At 71.6% G+C, this 17040-nt stretch carries 16 protein-coding genes; 4 read left to right on the top strand and 12 right to left on the bottom strand.

Annotated features, from left to right (window positions below; all coding sequences use genetic code 11):
* Window positions 1-25 precede the first annotated feature (25 nt).
* The 10 genes from QBL21_RS01905 to QBL21_RS01860 form a co-directional block, all read right to left on the bottom strand.
* The gene (locus QBL21_RS01905; RefSeq protein ID WP_407566273.1) at window positions 26-493 is read right to left on the bottom strand and encodes a DUF3180 domain-containing protein; all 468 of its coding nucleotides are present in this window, start codon (window positions 491-493) and stop codon (window positions 26-28) included.
* An 81-nt stretch (window positions 494-574) separates the two neighbouring features.
* Window positions 575-1168 (bottom strand): 2-amino-4-hydroxy-6-hydroxymethyldihydropteridine diphosphokinase, encoded by a 594-nt coding sequence (gene folK / locus QBL21_RS01900; RefSeq protein WP_407560206.1) that lies wholly within the window; start codon window positions 1166-1168, stop codon window positions 575-577.
* Window positions 1169-1171: 3 nt separating this feature from the next.
* Entirely contained in the window at window positions 1172-1540 is a 369-nt protein-coding gene (folB, locus tag QBL21_RS01895; RefSeq protein ID WP_407560205.1) for a dihydroneopterin aldolase, read from the bottom strand.
* Between the two features lie 618 nt (window positions 1541-2158).
* Complete coding sequence (gene folP / locus QBL21_RS01890; protein ID WP_407560204.1) at window positions 2159-3013, bottom strand: dihydropteroate synthase; 855 nt, start codon at window positions 3011-3013, stop codon at window positions 2159-2161.
* Between the two features lie 408 nt (window positions 3014-3421).
* Window positions 3422-4456, bottom strand: coding sequence for a formylglycine-generating enzyme family protein (locus tag QBL21_RS01885; RefSeq protein ID WP_407560203.1), 1035 nt, complete (start codon window positions 4454-4456; stop codon window positions 3422-3424).
* Entirely contained in the window at window positions 4456-5079 is a 624-nt protein-coding gene (gene folE, locus QBL21_RS01880; protein WP_407560202.1) for a GTP cyclohydrolase I FolE, read from the bottom strand. The genes QBL21_RS01885 and folE overlap by 1 nt, the downstream gene beginning before the upstream one ends.
* A gap of 84 nt (window positions 5080-5163) precedes the next feature.
* Window positions 5164-7230 carry an ATP-dependent zinc metalloprotease FtsH gene (gene ftsH / locus QBL21_RS01875; protein ID WP_407566272.1) on the bottom strand — a complete coding sequence of 689 codons (2067 nt, stop codon included), beginning with the start codon at window positions 7228-7230 and terminating at the stop codon, window positions 5164-5166.
* 300 nt (window positions 7231-7530) lie between these two features.
* The gene (hpt, locus tag QBL21_RS01870) at window positions 7531-8070 is read right to left on the bottom strand and encodes a hypoxanthine phosphoribosyltransferase (RefSeq protein WP_407566271.1); all 540 of its coding nucleotides are present in this window, start codon (window positions 8068-8070) and stop codon (window positions 7531-7533) included.
* A 197-nt stretch (window positions 8071-8267) separates the two neighbouring features.
* Window positions 8268-9434, bottom strand: coding sequence for a tRNA lysidine(34) synthetase TilS (tilS, locus tag QBL21_RS01865; protein ID WP_407560201.1), 1167 nt, complete (start codon window positions 9432-9434; stop codon window positions 8268-8270).
* A gap of 196 nt (window positions 9435-9630) precedes the next feature.
* The gene (locus tag QBL21_RS01860; protein ID WP_407560200.1) at window positions 9631-10785 is read right to left on the bottom strand and encodes a zinc-dependent metalloprotease; all 1155 of its coding nucleotides are present in this window, start codon (window positions 10783-10785) and stop codon (window positions 9631-9633) included.
* Between the two features lie 305 nt (window positions 10786-11090).
* Here QBL21_RS01860 and pstS point away from each other — a divergent pair, with 305 nt between their 5' ends.
* From pstS to pstB, 4 genes are all read left to right on the top strand, one after another.
* Window positions 11091-12224 (top strand): phosphate ABC transporter substrate-binding protein PstS, encoded by a 1134-nt coding sequence (gene pstS / locus QBL21_RS01855; protein WP_407560199.1) that lies wholly within the window; start codon window positions 11091-11093, stop codon window positions 12222-12224.
* 140 nt (window positions 12225-12364) lie between these two features.
* The gene (gene pstC, locus QBL21_RS01850) at window positions 12365-13363 is read left to right on the top strand and encodes a phosphate ABC transporter permease subunit PstC (RefSeq protein ID WP_407560198.1); all 999 of its coding nucleotides are present in this window, start codon (window positions 12365-12367) and stop codon (window positions 13361-13363) included.
* Window positions 13360-14421 (top strand): phosphate ABC transporter permease PstA, encoded by a 1062-nt coding sequence (gene pstA, locus QBL21_RS01845; protein WP_407560197.1) that lies wholly within the window; start codon window positions 13360-13362, stop codon window positions 14419-14421. Before pstC ends, pstA begins: the two co-directional genes overlap by 4 nt.
* Window positions 14422-14449: 28 nt before the next feature.
* Window positions 14450-15226: a phosphate ABC transporter ATP-binding protein PstB gene (gene pstB, locus QBL21_RS01840; protein ID WP_407560196.1), complete on the top strand. Its 777-nt coding sequence runs from the start codon at window positions 14450-14452 to the stop codon at window positions 15224-15226.
* A gap of 19 nt (window positions 15227-15245) precedes the next feature.
* On the opposite strand, the gene QBL21_RS01835 is transcribed toward pstB, so the two are convergent.
* Window positions 15246-16244: an inorganic phosphate transporter gene (locus QBL21_RS01835; protein ID WP_407560195.1), complete on the bottom strand. Its 999-nt coding sequence runs from the start codon at window positions 16242-16244 to the stop codon at window positions 15246-15248.
* A gap of 5 nt (window positions 16245-16249) precedes the next feature.
* Window positions 16250-16870 (bottom strand): DUF47 domain-containing protein, encoded by a 621-nt coding sequence (locus QBL21_RS01830; RefSeq protein ID WP_407560194.1) that lies wholly within the window; start codon window positions 16868-16870, stop codon window positions 16250-16252.
* Window positions 16871-17040 lie beyond the last annotated feature (170 nt).

Below are 17040 nucleotides of genomic sequence, written 5' to 3'. Positions count from 1 at the left end.
GCCTAGCGGCCGTACGAACCGGGCCCTAGGCCCGCGGCGGGGACCCGTCGCCGTCGTCATCGTCGTCCGGCAGCTTGCACACCCGCTCCAGGAACAGCGCCGCCGCGACCACCAGCGCCGCCGCGACCACCGCCAGCGCCGCGTACACCACCTGCGAGCGGCGCGTGCCGTAGTCCAGCCCGTCCAGGATCAGGAACAGCCCGAGCCCCGCATACGCCCCCGCCACCAGCGCCGAGACCAGCGCGCTCGCCTGGCCCAGCACCACCGCCCGGGCCGCCATCAGCGGGTCGACGCCCTTGGCCCGCGGGTCGCGCTCGCGCTGCGCGCCGAGGCGGGAGCGGATGGACAGCGCCGTCGCCGTGAGGATCGTGGCGATCAGGGCGAGGACCACCGGGGCGGCGACGGGGACGCTCGGCAGCGTACCCACCGCGTTCCACAGCCGGGATCCCGCCCAGGCCAGCACCCCCGCCACCACGAAGATGCCGGCCAACATCCCGACGTGCAGTTGCCTCACCGAACGCGCTCCTCCCAGAACTCCCAGAGATCGTAGCCCCGCAGGGCCGGCAGGACGCGCTCAGTCGGGCAGCCGCAGTTCGAGGTCCGCGCGCTCCTGCACGCCCTGCCTGCCGACCTGCGCCAGCAGCTCGGACACCGGCCCGCGCCCCGGCAGCTCGGCCGCAGGCTCCACGTCGTACCACGGGACGAGGACGAAGGCGCGCTCATGCGCGCGGGGGTGCGGAAGTGTCAGCGCGGGGTCGTCGGAGACGATGCCCTGGTACGCCACGATGTCGACGTCCAGCGTGCGCGGGCCCCACTCCTCGTCCCGCACGCGCGCGAACGCCTCCTCGACGGCGTGTGCACGCTCCATCAGCGACCTGGGCGGGAGGGTGGTCCGTAGGAGCAGGACGGCGTTGAAGTACGTCGGCTGGCTGCCCGTCTCGACGCCCCAGGGGTCGGTCTCGTACACCGGCGAGACCGCTTTGACGCGCAGGCCGGGGGTGTCCTCCAGGGCATCGACGGCGCCCTGGAGGGTCTCCAGGCGGTTACCGAGGTTGCTGCCGATGGAGAGCACGGCGCGTTTGGGGTTTTGCAGGGTCGAGTCGGCCGCGTCGACCTGCTCGACCACGGAACGCGGCACTGGCTGCACGGTCGGGTCGCTGCGATTCAATGATCAACCTCTGCTTCGGGTGATGGTGATGGTCACGTCGTCGAACGGGACGGTGATCGGCGCGTCCGGCTTGTGCACCGTCACCTCCACCTGCCGTACGGGCGCGTGCGTCAAACACTGCGCGGCGATCCGCTCGGCGAGCGTCTCGATCAGGTCCACCGGCTCCCCCTCGACGATGGCGACGGTCTCCTCGGCCACGACGCCGTAGTGCACGGTCCGCGCCAGGTCGTCGGCGGCGGCGGCCGGGCGGGTGTCGAGGTGGAGGACGAGGTCGACGACGAACTGCTGGCCTTCGGCGCGCTCGTGAGCGAAGACGCCGTGGTGCCCGCGGGCCCTGAGGCCGTGCAGAGCAACCCGGTCCGCTCCGGTCATGGTCGCCTCGCCTTCTGCGTCCTCGCGTCGTCCTGCGCCTCGCGCTTGTGTCTTGCGCTGGTGCCTTGCGCTTGCGCCTGCGCCTTGCGTCGGTTGCTTGTCTGCTGCCCTTGTCTGCTGCCCTGTCTGCGTCTGTGTGTGCTGTCTCTTCCGCTGTTCTTTTCGGTCGATGTCCGGCGCCGGCGAGGGCTCGCGAACGCCGAGGGCGCGGCGCCCCGGCGGTCGGCCCCGCCCCCGGACCCTCGATCGAATGTACCTGCGGCTGCTGACAGGCCGGACGACCGGGGCCGCCCGGCGCCTGCTCGCGGGCCGTCCGGTGGGCCGTCGTGGGCTGCGGCGGCGCCTACGGGGAGGGTCGACGGGGCAGCGGTATGGGGCGTGACGTCGACTCGAACGGGCTATGAACGCGAACCAGGTCTTGTGCGACGGGCTGAGGGGTCGGGCGGATTGCGCGGCGGGGGCGGGTGCGAGGGGCGGAGGGGGGCGGGTCGGCTCGCGGCACCGGCCGGGTCGCGGCACCAGCCGGGTCGCGTAGGGCACGTCTCCCGCACGTCCCACGTCCCCCGCACACCCGCCCAAGGGTAGGCCGCTCCTACGACAACGATCGCCGGCCGACGATCAGTCCTCCAGCGCCGCCGCCACCCGTACCGCGTCCGCCGTCGGCCGCACCTCGTGGACCCGTACCGCCCACGCGCCCTCGCGCGCCACTATCGCCGACACCGCCGCGGTCGCGGCGTCCCGCTCGCGCGCCGGCGGCGGCGCGCCGTCGGGGCCGGCCAGCACCCGCCCGAGGAACCGCTTCCGCGACGCCGCCACCAGCAGCGGCCGGCCCAGGTCCGCCCGCAGCCGGGCGAGGCTGTTCAGGAGCACGAGGTCGTGCGGCGCCGCCTTGGCGAAGCCCAGGCCCGGGTCGGCGATGATCCGGTCGAAGTCGACGCCGCCGGCCACGGCCCGGTCCAGGCTGCGGCGCAGCTCGTCGACGACCTCGGTGACGGTGTCCGCGTAGACCGCGCGGTTGTTCATGTCGATCGACTGCCCGCGCCAGTGCATGACGACGAACGGCACCCCGGTCGCGGCCACCGCCGGCACCATCGCGGGGTCCGCTTGGCCGCCGCTGACGTCGTTGACGAGCCGGGCGCCGGCGGCGACGGCCCGTTCGGCGACGGTGGCGCGCATGGTGTCGACGGAGACCAGCACGCCTTCGGCCGCGAGGCCCCGTACGACGGGCAGCACGCGCCGCAGTTCCTCGTCCTCGTCCACGCGGGGCGCGCCGGGGCGGGTGGACTCACCGCCCACGTCGACGATGTCGGCGCCGGTGGCGACGAGGTCGATGCCGTGCTTGATGGCGGCGGCGGAGTCGAACCACAGGCCGCCGTCGGAGAAGGAGTCGGGGGTGACGTTGACGACGCCCATCACGGCGCAGCGGCCGAAGTCCGGCAGCCCCGCCACCTGCCCCCTGCGCGCATCGGTCATACGTCCAGCGTAGGCGCCTCCGGTACGAGCCGACCCCGCAGGGCGCCGGGGGCCGCGGGCCGGGGTGGGGGCGGGGGGCTGCGCGGCGGGGGAGGCGGGGCGTAGAACGGGCCGAGGTGGCGCGCGGGCGACGGGGGCGCGCGGGCACGCCCGGGGCGATGTCAGAGGGCGCACCTACCCTTGGGCGGGTGTGCGGGGCAGGTGGGTGGCCGTGCCGGGAAGTGCAGGCTGCTCCAGGCTCCGGGGGCGTGAGGGGGGGTCGGGCTTCCGTCGGGCCGGAGCGGGCGTCGATGCGGGCCTCGGGCGATGTCACAGGACGCGCCTACCCTTGGGCGGGTGTGCGGGGTCTTGGGGTCTTGGGGTCTTGGGTCCTTGAGACTTCGGCCTGCGGGTACGTGCGGCAGGGCCTCAAGCCGCGCGGATCGTCCTGAAGCCCGTGTTGCCGCTGGAGCTGTCCGGGGTGTTCCCCATCCTCGCCGACGTCCGGTACCGCAGGCAGTACGACTCGTGGCACATGTGCGACCCGCCCTTCAGCACCCGCGTCTGCCCCAGCCGCGGCCCCCGCGGGTTGTCGCGCGGCGCCTTACGGTGGTGCCGGGCGTGGAACCAGTCCGCGCACCACTCCCACACGTTCCCCGTGGCGTTGTACAGCCCGTAGGCGTTCGGCTCGAAGGCGTCCACCGGGCAGGTGCCGCGGTAGCCGTCGGCGGCAGTGTTGCGGTCGGGGAAGGTGCCGCGCCAGATGTTCATCCGGTACGCGCCCTCCGGCTCCCGCTCCGCGCCCCACGGGTACGGCTCGCCCGTCAGCCCGCCGCGCGCCGCGTACTCCCACTCCGCCTCCGTCGGCAGCCGCCCGCCCGCCCAGTCGCAGAAGGCGAGCGCGTCGGTGTGCGAGACGTGCACCACCGGGTGGTCCCACCGGCCGCGCAGGCCCGAACCGGGGCCTTCGGGGTGCCGCCAGTCGGCCTGGTGCACCTGCCGCCACCAGGGTGTCTGCGGCGGTGAGGCGGTGGGCGGGAAGTTCTTGGGCAGGAAGCCCGTGAAGACGAAGGACCAGCCGTAGCGCTCGGCGTCCGTGACGTACGACGTGGCGTCGGCGAAGGCCGCGAACTCCTCGTTCGTCACCGTCGTCGCCGCGACGGCGAAGCCGTCGACCGTCACCTCACGCGCCGGGCCCTCGCCGTCCGCGGGGTACGGGCCGTCGTCGTAGCCCATGAGGAACGCCCCGCCGGGCAGCTTCCGCCACCCTCCGCGCGGCTCGTACGCCCCCGTGGCCGCCCCCGCGTCCGTACGCGCCTTCGCGACCGGCGCCTCCAGGACAGGCCCCGCAACGCCAGGCCCCGCGACGACAAGCCCCTCCGCGACGCCCTCGCGCCCCGGCGCGCAGCACGCGCGCGGCTCCACTCCCCCGGTCTCCGCCCCCGCTCCCGCCCTCGCCTCCATCAGCGGGCCCTGATCAGGCTCATCGCCTCGGCGCGCGTCGCCGGGTCGCGCAGTTGCCCGCGTACCGCCGACGTCAGCGTCTTCGCGCCCGGCTTCCGTACGCCCCGCATCGTCATGCACATGTGCTCGCACTCGATGACCACGATCACTCCCCGTGGCTCCAGTATCTCCATCAGCGAGTCCGCGATCTGCGTGGTCAACCGTTCCTGCACCTGCGGCCGGCGCGCGTACACGTCCACCAGCCGCGCCAGCTTCGACAGCCCCGTGATCTTCCCGTCGTGCGACGGGATGTACCCCACGTGCGCGGAGCCCACGAACGGCACCAGGTGGTGCTCGCACGTGCTCTGCACCTCGATGTCCTTGACCAGCACCATCTCGTCGTGGCCCAGGTCGAAAGTCGTCGTGAGCACGTCCTCGGGGCGCTGCCACAGCCCCGCGAATATCTCCCGGTACGCGCGCGCCACGCGGGCCGGCGTCTCCAGCAGGCCCTCGCGGTCGGGGTCCTCGCCGACGGCGATGAGCAGTTCCCGCACGGCGTCCTCGGCGCGCTTCTCGTCGAAGTCGCCGTACGCCGCATCGCCCTGTTCCGGGCCGTGGGCCGGCCGGACTGCCGCATTCGTCATCGTCGTACCTCTCGTACCTGCGCGAATGGCCGCGCCCCCAAGGCTAGAACCTCGGGGGCGCTGCACACATTCCAGGAGTACCCGCTACGGCTGGCCGCCCTCGGTCGGCGACGGCTGGTGCTGCGGGCCCTCGCCCGGCAGCGTGCCGCCCTGGAGGCCGCCCGGCAGCCCGCCGCCCACCGGCGGGGTGTCGGCCTTGCCGAGCATCCGCGGGCCCGAGCCGTTCGTCTCCCGCGGGGAGGCGACCGGGGGCCGGGTGGAGGGGGTACGCCGCGAGGAGCCGGTCCACGCCGGCCGCAGCGGGCGCTTGACCAGCGGGCGGAAGATCTCGGCGATCTCCTCCTTGCCCAGGGTCTCCTTCTCCAGCAGCTCCAGCACCAGGTTGTCGAGCACGTCGCGGTTCTCGACGAGCATCTCCCACGCCTCGTTGTGCGCGGTCTCGATCAGCTTCTTGACCTCTTCGTCGACCAGCGCGGCGACCTCCTCGGAGTAGTCGCGCTGGTGGGACAGCTCCCGGCCCAGGAAGGGCTCGGACTGGTCGGAGCCGAACTTGATCGCGCCGAGCCGCTCGGTCATGCCGTACTGCGTGACCATCTTGCGGGCGAGGCCGGTGGCCTTCTCGATGTCGTTGGCGGCGCCGGTCGTCGGGTCGTGGAAGACGAGTTCCTCGGCCGCGCGGCCGCCCATCATGTACGCGAGCTGGTCGAGCATCTCGTTGCGCGTGGTGGAGTACTTGTCCTCGTCGGGCAGCACCATCGTGTAGCCGAGGGCGCGGCCGCGGGAGAGGATCGTCACCTTGTGCACCGGGTCGCCGCTGGGAGAGGCCGCCGCGACCAGGGCGTGCCCGCCCTCGTGGTACGCGGTGATCTTCTTCTCCTTCTCCGACATGATCCGGGAGCGCTTCTGCGGGCCGGCGACCACGCGGTCGATGGCCTCGTCCAGCATCTCGTTGTCGATGAGCTTGCGGTTGCTGCGGGCGGTGAGCAGCGCGGCCTCGTTCAGCACGTTGCTGAGGTCGGCGCCGGTGAAGCCGGGGGTGCGGCGGGCCACGGCGGACAGGTCGACGTCCGGGGCGACCGGCTTGCCCTTCTGGTGGACCTTGAGGATCTCCAGCCGGCCCTGCATGTCCGGGCTCTCCACGCCGATCTGCCGGTCGAAGCGGCCGGGGCGCAGCAGCGCGGGGTCGAGGATGTCGGGCCGGTTGGTGGCCGCGATGAGGATGACGCCGCCCTTGACGTCGAAGCCGTCCATCTCGACGAGGAGCTGGTTCAGCGTCTGCTCGCGCTCGTCGTGGCCGCCGCCCATGCCGGCGCCGCGGTGGCGGCCGACGGCGTCGATCTCGTCGACGAACACGATCGCCGGCGCGTTCGCCTTGGCCTGCTCGAACAGGTCGCGGACGCGGGAGGCGCCGACGCCGACGAACATCTCGACGAAGTCGGAGCCGGAGATGGAGTAGAACGGCACGCCGGCCTCGCCGGCGACGGCGCGGGCCAGCAGCGTCTTGCCGGTGCCGGGCGGGCCGTAGAGCAGCACGCCCTTGGGGATCTTGGCGCCGACGGCCTGGAACTTCGCGGGCTCCTGGAGGAACTCCTTGATCTCGTGGAGCTCCTCGACGGCCTCGTCGGCCCCGGCCACGTCGGCGAAGGTCGTCTTCGGGGTGTCCTTGGTGATGAGCTTGGCCTTGGACTTCCCGAAGTTCATGACCCGGGAGCCGCCGCCCTGCATCTGGTTCATCAGGAACAGGAAGACGAGCACGATCAGGACGAACGGCAGCAGGGAGAGCAGGATGCTGACGAACGGGTTGTCCTTGGTCGGCTTGACCGAGTAGCCGTCGGGGATGTTCCCGTCGTCGAACTCCTTCTGGAGCAGGTCGGCGAGCTTGGCGCCCTGGTTGTCGATGTAGTTCGCCTGGACCTTGTCGCTGCCGTCGATCTTCCGGTCGCCCTTGAGCTGGACCTTGACGGTCTCGCTGTTGCCGGTGGTCAGCTCGGCCGAGCTGACCTGCCCCTTGTCGATCGCGGCAACGACTTTTGCGGTGTCAACGGACTTGTAGCCCTCGGAGGAGCCGACCAGTTGCATCAACAGGACCACGGCGAGGACGGCCAGCACGATCCACATGACCGGCCCACGGAAGTAGCGCTTCACGTCCATCCACACGGGGCGGTGTACGCCCCGTCCCTCCTGCCCAGTGAGGCACGGCTGGCTCCTGACCGAGCCCGTGGCCGTGCGTATGCCTGTATGGGTCCAAACTGAAACGACTGACGTTCGGACGGTACCCCAGAATTGTCACCCGCCCCCGGCGGGGACGGCTAACAAACCGGCTTTCCCATGCTCCAACGGCGGGAAACCCGCCGGTGTTCCCCGGACGGGACCCGCCGGCCCGCGTCCGGCCACCCGGGGGGCGGCGGCGGGCGGTCCCCCCGGTCCGCGCGCACGTCTTCGCGGACTGCGTCAGCCACCGTACACGTGCGGTGCGAGGGTGCCGACAAAGGGCAGGTTGCGGTACTTCTCCGCGTAGTCGAGGCCGTAGCCGACGACGAACTCGTTGGGGATGTCGAAGCCGACCCAGTCCACGTCGATGGGGACCTTCGCCGCCTCCGGCTTGCGCAGCAGCGTGAAGACCCGCAGCGACGCCGGCTGCCGCGAACCGAGGTTGGACAGCAGCCAGGAGAGCGTGAGGCCGGAGTCGATGATGTCCTCGACGATCAGGACGTGCCGGTCCTGGATGTCGGTGTCGAGGTCCTTCAGGATCCGTACGACGCCGGAGGACTGGGTGCCCGCGCCGTAGGAGGACACCGCCATCCAGTCCATCGTCACCGGCGTGGAGAGCGTGCGGGCCAGGTCCGCCATGACCATCACGGCGCCCTTGAGCACCCCGACGATCAGGAGGTCCTTGTCCGCGTACTCCGCGTCCACCTTCGCGGCAATCTCGGCGAGCTTGGCGTCGATCTCTTCCTTGGTGATGAGCACTTTCTCTAGGTCCGCGCCCATGTCCTTCACATCCACCCGGGGTCACTCTCGTTCGTTCGACGACCTCTGCCGAACGAACAGTCTGCCATCCGTCCTCCGGCCGGTCAGGAGCGCGTCGGACACGTGTTCCGAACATCCGGCCGCCCGGCCCCCCGGCCGGCGCCGGTACGGGCCCGGCGGCCGGCCGGAGAACCCGCGGATCGCGGGCGGACGGGCCCTCAGCCCTCCCGCCGGACGACCAGCCGGCCCTGTTCGCGACGGGCGGACACCCGGCCCGGGAGGTTGATGGCGCCCTGCCCGCGCCACCCGGTGATGAGCTTGTCCATCTCCTCGACGTGCCGGCTGAAGAGCGAGCCGGCCGGGGAGCCGGCGTCGAGGGCGGCGCGGCGCAGGATGCGGCGGCGGACGGCGGGCGGCAGCGCGTACAGCCCGCGGACGTCGAGGCGGCCCTCGGCGTCGCGTACGCCGCACGCGGCGTCGGCGGCCCAGGCGTCGAGGGCGTCGGCGTCGTCCCGGGAGAGCCGCGCGGTACGGGCCAGGGAGGCGACGACGCCGCGGCCGAGGGCCTTCTCCAGCACGGGCAGCGCCTCGTGGCGGACACGGGAGCGGGTGTAGGCGGGGTCGACGTTGTGCGGGTCGTCCCAGACGGGCAGCGACTGGACCATGCACGCCTTGCGGGCGACCTGGCGGTCGATCTGGAGGAAGGGGCGGCGGTAGCGGCCGCCGGGCCCGGAGGCGGCGGCCATGCCGGACAGGGAGCGCACGCCGGAGCCGCGGGCGAGCGCCAGCAGCACCGTTTCGGCTTGGTCGTCCCGGGTGTGGCCGAGGAGTACGGCGGCGGCGCCGAGGCGCTGCGCGGCGTCGTCCAGCGCCGCGTAGCGGGCGTCGCGGGCGGCGGCTTCGGGGCCGCCGCCGCGGCCTACGTCGACGCGCACGGACTCGACGGGGTCCAGGCCGAGGGCGCGCAGCCGGCCGACGACTTCCTGCGCGCGCAGGTCGGAGCCGTTCTGGAGGCCGTGGTCGATGGTGATGCCGCCGGCGCGGGCGCCCTGGCGGGGGGCTTCGAAGGAGAGGGCGGAGGCCAGCGCCATGGAGTCGGCGCCGCCGGAGCAGGCGACGAGGACGAGCGGGGCGGCGGCGGGTGCGGGGGGGATGCCGTGGCCGGGGGTGTCCGCGGCGGAGCGGGGGCGGGCGGCGGGTGCGGGGACCGCGGCCGTGGAGGCCGCGGGGGCGGCCGGAGACGCGGGGGCGGGGAGGGGTGCCGTGGCGGGGGGAGGGGCCGCGGCGGTGGGGGAAACGTGCGCTGTCGCGTACTCGGTCAGTACGTCGTGCAGGACGTGGCGTACTGCCAGACGTATCGCGGCGACCGCTGGATGGGGACCCATGGCTTTCACTTCACTTTCGCTGGCGGCGGAAGAGCGCGCTCGGGCTCACCTCCACCGACCGTCACTGTAAGTGTGTCGATGGTGACAGAGGAGAGCGGCCAACCGAGCATTGCACGCGGGCAACGCCGGGTTCGCTCCCTCGGACGGGTGAAAGTCGCGCGAATACCGCCGCCATGGGAACCGCCGGGAGCAGACGTCAGCTCTCCGCGCGGCTGTGCACCCGCGCGATCCAGTCCGCCGGTTTGGCGATCTCCGACTTGGTCGGCAGCGTGTTGGGCGAGGTCCACACCCGGTTGAAGCCGTCCATGCCGACCTGGTCGACGACGTGCCGTACGAAGCGCTCGCCGTCGCGGTACTGGCGGAGTTTGGCGTCCAGGCCCAGCAGCTTGCGCAGCGCCTGGTCAAGCCTGCCCGCGCCGGCCTGGCGGCGCTTGGTGAACTTCTCCCGGATCTCCGCGACCGACGGCACGACCTGCGGGCCGACGCCGTCCATCACGTAGTCCGCGTGCCCCTCCAGCAGGGACATCACCGCGGTCAGCCGGCCCAGGATCTCCCGCTGCGCCGGGGTCTGGACGACCTCGACGATGCTGCGCTCCTCGGCGCCCTCCTCCCGGCCGCCGCCGAGGCTCTGAAGCGCCTCGCGTACGCGGTCCAGCAGGGTGGCCGGGTCGATCTCGGTCTCGCCCAGGAACGACTGGATCTCGCCCTGGAGGTGGTCGCGCAGCCACGGCACGGCGGTGAACTGCGTGCGGTGGGTCTCCTCGTGGATGCAGACCCACAGCCGGAAGTCGTGCGGGGCGACCTCCAGCTCGCGTTCGACGTGGACGATGTTCGGCGCGACGAGCAGCAGCCGGCCCTGGCCGGCGCCGCCGCCGGAGGAACCGGCGTGGGCGGCGGGGCCGCCGGGCAGGTCGCGGGTGGCGGGGGCGAAGGTCTCGTACTGCCCGAGGACGCGGGAGGACAGGAACGACAGGAGCATCCCCAGCTCGACGCCGGTGACCTTGCCGCCGACGGCGCCCAGGACGGCCCCGCCGGGCATGCCGGAGCGGCGCTTGTCCATCTTCTCCAGCAGCGGGGCGAGGACGGCGCGGAAGCCCGCGACGTTGGCCCTGACCCAGCCGGGCCGGTCGACCACGAGGATCGGGGTGTCGTGCCGCGGGTCGCTGCCGTCGGGATACATCCGGGAGAACTCGCGTACGTGCTCCTCGGCCGACCGGGCGTGCGCCCGCAGCTCGCCGACGATGGCGCGCGCCTCGTCCCGGCTCACGTCGGGCCCCGGCCGCACGAGCCGCGTCGCGGTCGCAACCGCGAGATTCCAGTCGACCATCTCCGCACCACCGATGCTCGTCATCTCTTCACCGTACGTGCCCACGCGGCCGAGCGGGAGCGCGCGGCCCCCGGAACCGGCTACGGGAGGCCCCGTAGGGGGCCCGGGCGGCTCGGTGCGGAGCGCGGCGGGGGCCGGGCCGCCGGGGAGGTCGCCCGAACGAGGGACGAGGTTCACTTCTCGTTCACTTCAGGCGACGAATCGATTCACCTGTTTTGCCTAACTTCGGCAACGAAAGGTGAATCAGGGCAGGCGGGACGGATGCGAACGCGCATACCTGAGGAAGAGGTCTCGCCCCAGTACCGCAAGAACCGCAAAGGACCCCCACCGTGAAGCTTCCCCGCACCACCCGGCTGCGCACCGCCGCCGCCGGTTCGCTCGCCCTCGCCGGCGCCCTCGTCCTGGGCGCCTGCGGGTCGGACGACAACACCGGCGGCTCCCCCGACACCGCCGGCGGCGCCCAGGCCGCCGCCGGCGACGTGCAGTGCGCCGGTTCCGGCGAGCTGCTGGCGTCGGGCTCCTCCGCGCAGAAGAACGCCGTGGACCAGTGGGTCAGCGACTTCCAGAGCTCCTGCCCGGACATCACCGTCAACTACAAGGCCACCGGCTCCGGCGCCGGCATCCAGGAGTTCCTCCAGGGCAAGACCGGTTTCGCCGGCTCCGACTCGGTGCTCAAGCCCGAGGAGGTGCAGGCGTCGAAGAAGGTCTGCAAGGACGGCGAGGCCATCAACATCCCGATGCTCGGCGGCCCCATCGCCGTGGGCTACAACGTCGAGGGCGTGGACGACCTCGTCCTGGACGCGGACGTCCTCGGCCGGATCTTCGCGGGTTCGATCACCGCCTGGAACGACCCGGCCATCGCCGACCTCAACCCCGACGCGGACCTGCCGGACACCAAGATCCAGCCCGTGCACCGCTCGGACGAGTCCGGCACGACCGACAACTTCACCCAGTACCTCTCCGCCGCCGCCCAGGACGCCTGGCCGCACGAGCCCGGCAAGAAGTGGCCCGTACAGGGCGGCCAGGCCGCGGACGGCTCCTCGGGGGTCTCCTCGCAGGTGACCCAGACCGACGGCGCCATCTCCTACTTCGAGCTGTCCTACGCCACCGCGAACGACATCGACACCGTCGAACTCGACACCGGCGCCGCCGAGCCCGTCGAGGCCACCAGCGAGAACGCCTCCAAGGCCATCGCCGCCGCCAAGGTCACCGGCACCGGCAGCGACCTGGCGATGAAGCTCGACTACACCACCGACGCCGACGGCGCCTACCCGCTGACCCTCCTCACCTACGAGATCGCCTGCGACACCGGCAACAACAAGGACAATCTGGACAAGGTGAAGTCCTTCCTCGGGTACACCGCGAGCGAGGCCGGGCAGTCCAAGCTGAACCAGCTCGGCTACGCCCCCCTGCCCACCGAGATCGCCGGGAAGGTCCGTACGACCGTGGAGTCCCTCTCCTGACCTCCGACCCGCGCCCCCGCAGCCCCCGCGCCGACCGGCGCGGGGGCCGGGAGGGCCCGGGTCCCGTATCCGGTGCACCGCCGCCGGGACGACAGGCGCCCACCCCCGCGCCGCCGCCCCACCCAGACCGGAGACCGCACGTGAGTACCGACACCGACATACGCACCCCGGCCCCGCCGCCGAAGGCGCCGCCCCCGCGGCGCCGCCGCAGGACCGCCACCCGCCTCGGCGACCGCGTCTTCGCCGGTCTGTCGAAGGGCTCCGGCATCACCCTGCTGGTGATCATGGGCGCGATCGCGGTCTTCCTCGCGTACCGCGCCGCGCTCGCCCTCGCCAAGAACGAGGGCAACTTCCTCACGACCTTCGAGTGGAACGCCAACGCCCAGCCGCCGGTCTTCGGCATCGCCGTGCTGGCCTTCGGCACGGTCGTCTCGTCGGTCATCGCCATGGTCATCGCGGTGCCGGTCGCGGTGGGCATCGCGCTGTTCGTCAGCCACTACGCGCCCCGCAGGCTGGCCGCCCCCCTCGCGTATCTCATCGACCTGCTGGCCGCCGTGCCGTCCATCGTCTACGGCCTGTGGGGCGCCCTCTTCCTCGTGCCGCACCTGGTCGGCCCGTACGAGTGGCTGGACGACCTCCTCGGCTGGACCGTCGTCTTCTCCTACGACGGCGGCGCCCCGCGCTCCCTGATGACCGCCGGCATCCTGCTGGCGATCATGATCCTGCCGATCATCACCAACGTCAGCCGCGAGGTCTTCCGGCAGGCGCCGCAGACGCACCAGGAGGCGGCGCAGGCGCTGGGCGCCACGCGCTGGGAGGTCATCCGGATGTCGGTGCTGCCCTTCGGCCGCTCCGGCGTCATCTCGGCCTCCATGCTGGGCCTGGGGCGGGCGCTGGGCGAGACGATGGCGGTGGCCACGGTGCTGTCGCCGTCGGCGGTCCTGTCGGCGAAGGTCCTGGAGCCCGGGGGCGGGACGTTCGCGCAGAACATCGCCTCGGCCTTCAAGGAGGCCGGCGAGTTCGGGCGGGACGCGCTGATCGCCTCGGGCCTGGTCCTGTTCGTCATCACCCTGGTGGTCAACGGCGCCGCCCGGCTGATCATCGCGCGCCGCAAGGAGTACTCGGGGGCCAACGCATGAGCGCGCCCCGGGCCGCCGACCGCGCCGACGCCCTCGGCATCCACCAGCCGCGCCTGCCCCGCTGGGCGCCCGCCGGGGTCGCCCTCGCCGCGGCGGCCGCGGCGGTGGCCGTGGGGATGGGCGCGGGGCTGACCAGCCGGGTGCAGTGGGGGCTGATCGCCGCGCTGCTCTTCGTGGCCGGGCTGTACGCGGTCTCGACGCGCGCGGAGGGCGCCCGCAAGGCGAAGGACCGGCTGGCGACGTCGCTCGTGTGGGGCGCCTTCCTGCTGGCCGTCATCCCGCTGGCGTCGCTGATCTGGGAGACCGTACGGCAGGGCGTCAAGGTCCTCGACGGCTACTTCCTGACCCACTCCATGAACGGCGTCGTCGCCATCGCCCCCGGCGGCGGCATCTACCACGCCCTCCTCGGCACCATCGAACAAGTACTGATCGCCATGCTCATCGCCACCCCGATCGGGCTGCTGACGGCTGTGTACCTGGTCGAGTACGGCCGCGGGCGGCTGGCGAAGGCCGTGACGTTCTTCGTGGACGTCATGACGGGCATCCCGTCGATCGTCGCGGGCCTGTTCGTCCTCAGCGTCTGGATCATGGGCCTGGGCTTCGGCTACTCCGGCTTCGCCGGGGCGCTGGCCCTGGCGATCCTGATGATGCCGATCGTCGTGCGCTCCACGGAGGAGATGCTCAAGCTCGTCCCGAACGAGCTGCGCGAGGCGTCGTACGCCCTGGGCGTACCGAAGTGGAAGACGATCCTGAAGGTCGTGCTCCCCACCTCCCTGGGCGGCATCACCACCGGCGTCATGCTCGCCGTGGCCCGTATCACCGGCGAGACGGCACCTCTTCTGCTGCTCGTCTTCGGTAACCCCGCCATCAACGACAACCCCTTCGAAGGCGCCCAGGCGTCCCTGCCGCTCTACATCTACGAGCAGTGGGCCAACGGCAACGCCGCGTCCTACGACCGCGCGTGGGCCGCCGCCCTGGTGCTCATCGTGTTCGTGATGCTCCTCAACCTGTTCGCCCGCCTCATCGCCCGTTTCAAGGCCCCGAAGACCGGCCGCTGACGGCACGTACGAGAAAGATCGCAGCCCCATGGCCAAACGCATCGACATCGGCGACCTGAGCGCCTACTACGGCGACTTCAAGGCGATCGACGGCATTTCGATGTCCGTCGAGCCCAAGTCCGTGACGGCCTTCATCGGCCCGTCCGGCTGCGGCAAGTCCACCTTCCTGCGCACCATCAACCGCATGCACGAGGTCACCCCCGGCGCGCGCGTCGAGGGCGAGGTCAGCCTCGACGGCGAGAACCTGTACGGGCCGGGCGTCGACCCGGTCGGGGTGCGCCGGGTGGTCGGCATGGTCTTCCAGCGGCCCAACCCGTTCCCGACGATGAGCGTCTACGACAACGTGGCCGCCGGGCTCCGGCTCAACGGCTCGTACAAGAAGCGCGACCTCGACGACGTGGTGGAGAAGTCGCTGCGCGGCGCGAACTTGTGGAACGAGGTCAAGGACCGCCTCAACCGCCCCGGTTCGGGCCTGTCAGGCGGCCAGCAGCAGCGCCTGTGCATCGCCCGCGCCATCGCCGTCGAGCCCCAGGTGCTCCTCATGGACGAGCCCTGCTCCGCCCTCGACCCGATCTCCACCCTCGCCATCGAGGACCTGATGGCCGACCTCAAGGAGCGGTTCACGATCGTGATCGTGACGCACAACATGCAGCAGGCCGCGCGGGTCTCGGACCGCACCGCGTTCTTCAACCTGTCGGAGGTCGGCGAGCCGGGGCGGCTGGTGGAGGTCGGGGACACCGACAAGATCTTCTCCAACCCCGACGAGAAGGCCACGGAGGACTACATCTCGGGCCGCTTCGGCTGAGGCGAAACGCTTTTGCGCACTACTCGAAGGCGAGGTGCGCCAGCCAGTACACCGCCGCAGCCACGCTCGCCGCGGCCGGCATCGTGATGAACCAGCCCATCACGATGTTCTTGGCCACCCCCCACCGCACGGCCTTGACCCGCTTCGTCGCGCCGACGCCCATGATCGCCGAAGTGATCACGTGCGTGGTCGAGATCGGCGCGTGGAACATGAACGACGCCGAGTACATGATCCCCGCGGCCGTCGTCTCCGCCGCGAAGCCCTGCGGCGGCTGGAGGTCGATGATCCGCCGCCCCAGCGTCCGCATGATGCGCCAGCCGCCCGCGTACGTACCGAGCGACAGCATCAGCGCGCACACGATCTTCACCCACCACGGGATGGCGTCGCCCTCGTCCTCCACGTCCGCGATGACCAGCGCCATCATCACGATGCCCATGGTCTTCTGCGCGTCCTGGAGCCCGTGGCCCAGCGCCATCGCCGCCGCCGACACCGTCTGCGCCACCCGGAAGCCGCGCTGCGCGCGGCGCGGGGTGGAGCGGCGGAACGCCCACAGGATCGCGCACATCACCAGGTAGCCGACGCACAGGCCGATGACCGGCGAGACGAACATCGGGATGACGACCTTCTCCAGCACCCCGGACCAGTAGACCGTCGAGGTCGCCGCCAGCGCCGCGCCGACCATGCCGCCGAAGAGCGCGTGCGAGGACGACGACGGCAGCCCGAAGTACCACGTGACCATGTTCCACGTGATCGCCCCGACCAGGGCGGCGAACAGGATCCACATCCCGTGCGTGCCGTGCGGGGTCTCGATCAGCCCTTCGCTCACCGTCTTGGCGACGCCGCTGCCGAGGAAGGCGCCGGCGAAGTTCATCACCGCGGCCATCAGCAGCGCGGCGCGCGGCGTCAGGGCGCGGGTGGAGACGGAGGTCGCGATCGCGTTGGCGGAGTCGTGGAAGCCGTTGGTGTACGTGAAGAAGAGCGCAACCCCGATCGTGACGACAAGCGCGAAGGTGTCCACCGGGCTCAGGACTCCTTGACCGCGATCGTTTCCACGGTGTTCGCGACCTTCTCGAAGGCGTCTGCGGCCTCTTCGAGGACATCGACGATCTGCTTGAGTTTGAGCACCTCGATGGCGTCGTACTTGCCGTTGAAGAGGTGCGCGAGAAGCTTGCGGTGGATCTGGTCGGCCTGGTTCTCCAGCCGGTTGACCTCGATCCAGAACTCCGGCAGGTGGTTGAGCGTACGGAGGTTGGGCATCGCCTCCGCGGTCAGCACCGCGGCCCGCGCCAGCACCTCGACCTGCTGCTCCACACCCCGCGGCAGCTCCTCGATCTGGTAGAGGACGACGAGGTCGACGGCCTCCTCCATGAAGTCCATGACGTCGTCGAGCGAGCTGGCGAGGCGGTAGATGTCCTCGCGGTCGAAGGGCGTGATGAACGAGGCGTTGAGCTGGTGGAGGATCGCGTGGGTGGCGTCGTCGCCGGCGTGCTCCGCGGCCCGCATCCGCTCGGCGATCTCGGCCCGGGCGGAGGAATCCGCTCCGAGCAGTTCCATCAGGAGCTTCGAGCCCGTCACGAGGTTGTCGGCCGAGGCGGCGAACATATCGTAGAAGCTCGTCTCCCTGGGAGTCAGACGAAATCGCACGTGGTGATCCTCAGTGCTGCGAATATCGGCGAATAGGTCGTGATGATGCTAGGCGAGCCGAACCGGCGGAGCGAACCGGCTCTGCGGAACAGCCGCAGGACAGAATGCCACGAACGCGGTACCATATACCCCCTGAGGGTATTTTGAGCACGGTTCGCATACGGTAGTAC

The organism is Streptomyces sp. 184 (assembly GCF_045781775.1).
Taxonomy (GTDB): domain Bacteria; phylum Actinomycetota; class Actinomycetes; order Streptomycetales; family Streptomycetaceae; genus Streptomyces.
This window is presented reverse-complemented; position numbering and strand designations above follow the sequence as displayed.

What these genes read in the sequence shown, in the direction of transcription:
- QBL21_RS01905 (WP_407566273.1), bottom strand. Translation starts at nt 493, where the DNA reads ATGTTGGCCGGCATCTTCGTGGTGGCGGGGGTGCTGGCCTGGGCGGGA.
- folB (WP_407560205.1), bottom strand. Translation starts at nt 1,540, where the DNA reads ATGACCGGAGCGGACCGGGTTGCTCTGCACGGCCTCAGGGCCCGCGGG.
- folP (WP_407560204.1), bottom strand. Translation starts at nt 3,013, where the DNA reads ATGACCGATGCGCGCAGGGGGCAGGTGGCGGGGCTGCCGGACTTCGGC.
- QBL21_RS01885 (WP_407560203.1), bottom strand. Translation starts at nt 4,456, where the DNA reads ATGGAGGCGAGGGCGGGAGCGGGGGCGGAGACCGGGGGAGTGGAGCCG.
- folE (WP_407560202.1), bottom strand. Translation starts at nt 5,079, where the DNA reads ATGACGAATGCGGCAGTCCGGCCGGCCCACGGCCCGGAACAGGGCGAT.
- ftsH (WP_407566272.1), bottom strand. Translation starts at nt 7,230, where the DNA reads ATGGACGTGAAGCGCTACTTCCGTGGGCCGGTCATGTGGATCGTGCTG.
- hpt (WP_407566271.1), bottom strand. Translation starts at nt 8,070, where the DNA reads ATGGGCGCGGACCTAGAGAAAGTGCTCATCACCAAGGAAGAGATCGAC.
- tilS (WP_407560201.1), bottom strand. Translation starts at nt 9,434, where the DNA reads ATGGGTCCCCATCCAGCGGTCGCCGCGATACGTCTGGCAGTACGCCAC.
- QBL21_RS01860 (WP_407560200.1), bottom strand. Translation starts at nt 10,785, where the DNA reads ATGACGAGCATCGGTGGTGCGGAGATGGTCGACTGGAATCTCGCGGTT.
- pstA (WP_407560197.1), top strand. Translation starts at nt 13,360, where the DNA reads ATGAGCGCGCCCCGGGCCGCCGACCGCGCCGACGCCCTCGGCATCCAC.
- pstB (WP_407560196.1), top strand. Translation starts at nt 14,450, where the DNA reads ATGGCCAAACGCATCGACATCGGCGACCTGAGCGCCTACTACGGCGAC.